Source organism: Neisseria sp. P0022.S010 (assembly GCF_051956635.1).
Window position 1 is genome coordinate 1 of sequence record NZ_JBQCXF010000353.1, and the last position, 3,156, is coordinate 3,156.

1 protein-coding gene is annotated in these 3,156 nt (G+C 56.1%); it reads right to left on the reverse strand.

Translation table 11 applies throughout. The features are described from left to right. The coding region (locus ACTHUT_RS16610) for a DUF6531 domain-containing protein (protein ID WP_440419109.1) at window positions 1–3,030 on the reverse strand (3,030 nt) is incomplete at its 3' end. Between the last annotated feature and the right edge of the window lie 126 nt (window positions 3,031–3,156).

Consider the following 3,156-nt stretch of genomic DNA (forward strand, 5'->3'; position numbering starts at 1 on the left):
TTTGCCCTCTCCCCGGCCCTCTCCCACGGGAGAGGGAGTAGATGTCGGGATGTCGAGGATGTTGTGGGCGGGGTCGAAGGCGAAGGTTTCGCTGCGGCCGGTTTGGCTGTTGCGGGCTTCCTGAATGCGTCCGATTTTGTCGTAAACGTAATGGAGGACGCCACTTCTTTGGTCGGCGCTTTGAATCAGGTTGCCGGCTTTGTCGTAGGCGTAGCGGCGGTTGACGGCGCCGCCGGCGAGCGGGGTTTGTTTGCCGCGGGATGTTGGTGTGCCGCTCCAAACGGTACGCTGGCTTTTCAGACGACCCATGGGGTCGTAGTCGTACAGGCTGCTGATGCTGCCCTGCGTCCTTTGGATTTCGCGGTGCAGTTTGTCGCGTTCGATGTCGCTGATGACTTCGCCGTCTAGGCTGATTTGGTGCAGGTGTCCGCTGCCGTAGTACAGGTAATCGATATGGCGGCCGTCGGGCAGGATGGTGCGGATGCGGTTGCCCAACGGGTCGTATCGGTAGCCTACGGTGGCGCTTTGTCCGTTGTGGACGGTGGTTTCGCCGATGAGGCGGTCGAGTTCGTCGTAGGCGAGTTCGACGCTGCTGTGGTGGTTTCGGGCTTTGGTCAGGTTACCGGTAATGGGGTCGTATTCGAAACGGGTGCGGCTGATGCCGTCGTCTTTGCTTTGTCCGTTGCGGCCGGAGACTTTGCGGCTTTGTTTTTCGATCAGTTGGCCGAGGATGTTGCGTTTGAACCGGTGGATGTGCCAAGTTTCGGGACGCTCTTTCAGACGACCTTGATCGGTGCTTTGGCCGTATTCAGTCTGTTGAACCAGTTGTCCGGCGGCATCGTAGCCGTAGGCAGTGATTTTGCCGTCCCAGCCGGTTTCTTGGATCAGGTTGTCGGTTTGGTCGTAATCGAGACGGTAGGTTTCGCCGTTTTCGTTGGTGAGGACGGTCAGACGGCGGGCTTTGTCGTAGGCGTAGGCGAAGGTATGGCCCAGCGCGTTGGTGCGTTTGAGCGGCAGTCCGTCCACTGCGAGTTCGTAGGCGGTTTTGGCACCGAGTCCGTCGATGTGGGCGGTCAGACGGTTGAGGCGGTCGTATTCGAAGGTTTCGTGACTGCCGTCGGGGTAGTCGGTACGGACGGGGTTGCCTGCTGCGTCGTAGTGGTGGCGGGTGGTATGGCCCAGCGCATCGGTAACGGTTTCGAGATCGCCGTATTCGGTGTAACCGAAACGAGTGGTTTCGCCGGTACAGTCGGTGAAGCTGACGAGTTGGTCGAGGGTGTCGTAGTGTAGGCGTCGGGTTTTGCCTAAGGCGTCGGTAATGGTTTCGGGCAGCCATCGGGCGTTGTAGCCGTAGCTGGTGGTGTAACCGGCGGGGTCGGTGATGCTGATGAGGTTGCCGCGTTTGTCGTAATCGTAGGCGGTAATCCTGCCTGCGGGATCGTTGACGGCAACCGGCAGGTTGAGGGTTTCATGGTAGTCGATTTGGGTGCTGCTGCCGTCCGGCGCAGTGATGGCGATGACGTTGCCTTCGGTATCGTATAGATAGCGGGTTTCGCGTCCGAGGGGATCGCGCTCTACGGTAATGCGGCCGTAGCTGTCGCGTTCGCTGTCGCTGCGTTGTCCGTCGGCGTCGATGCGGTAAATAAGTTCGCGGTTTTCGTCGAAACCGTACACTTCCGTCCGCCCCAGTGCGTCGGTAACGACGGTATGGTCTTTGCGGTAGTCGAACGTCCATTCTTCGCCAAGGTTGTTGCTGCTCTTGAGCACTTTGCCGTCGGTGTCGTAACGGTCGTATTCGTAGCGGGACACCAGTCCATCGGGCTGGCTGTGTTCGACCATGATGTGGTTGCGGTAGGCGAAACCGCGCAGTTTTTTACCGTCGCGGCCGTAAACGGTGGTCAAATCGCCGTAGCCGTCGTAGTCGTAGCGCACCAGTTCCTTGCCGTTGAAGGTGACGGAGGTGAGGCGGTTGACGTAGAAACGTTCGTCTTCAGAAACGAAGACGTCCCGTTCTCCGGCCGGGTCGAAGTCGGGATCGTTGTCGTGCAGACGGATGGAGGAGAATACGGGTTGGAAGTGTCGGCCGCTGCCGTCGTAAATGCTGTGCGGCAGTCCGTTGTCGTCGTAGCAGAAGCGGATATGGCGGCCGTTGCGGTCGAGTTGGGCGACCAGTTGGTAAATGCCGCAGCCGGAATCGACTTCGGCAAACAGCAGCCGTGCACCGCCGTCGGGAGAGGCGATTTGGTAGAGGTCGTCTGAAATCTGAGAAAAGAAGATTTGTTCGTAAGGATCGAAATAGGCGTCATCTAGACCGTAGGGGTCTTCTTCAGCAGAAGCAGGTCGCGGTGCAGCCTCTTCTTCATATAAATCGTCTTCATCTTCGTCATCTGCGGAATAAGGCTTGTCCGCTTCATCGCTAATATCCGGCAACGGAATTTCCCTGCCCTGCTCATCAATATAAAGGAATCCGTCGGCAGTACGGGCAAGACGCATAGAGAACGGCAGCGACCAACCTTGTCCCAGCCAGCCGTTGCCGATTTGGTCGGAATAATAGCTGCGCTGCCAAACAAGGGGAAGCGGGGAATCGAAAGCAAAGTCGGTCTCTGTATCGTCAAATAGGACTTTGATACCAAGTACAGCATTAACAGGGTTACCGATAGCTGCAGCAACCTTACAGGGTATGCAGTGACCATGACCAGAAGTAACCACCCCACCATCAGAACCTGCTCCACTACCCCCACCGAAACCACTAACCATTTTTCGAGAAGGTAGCCTAATACTAGGCAAACCTGGAACCATTGAAGCGAGCGAAACTACATCAGATACAGTATCAGCCACATTAGCTGCAGCAGAGTCAGGAGCAACCAAAGAAAGGGCACTAGAGGCCACATCGGCCACCATCTCTATCACATCTACCGGCCCGGCCGCATTAGTCAGCGGCTCTGGCGGATTGGCAGAACCTTGAGACACCATAGCAGGTGCAGAAGGTTGAGGAACAAGAATACCTATGGTGTTACCGGAAGAGGACATGCGATTACTCCGTCGAAATCCTAATTAATCTACAAGTAGAAACCTCAAAACAAGGAACCTCAATTACTTTCTGAGGACTTTGAACACATTATTTTGCAAAATTATAACAAACAATAAGCTATAAAT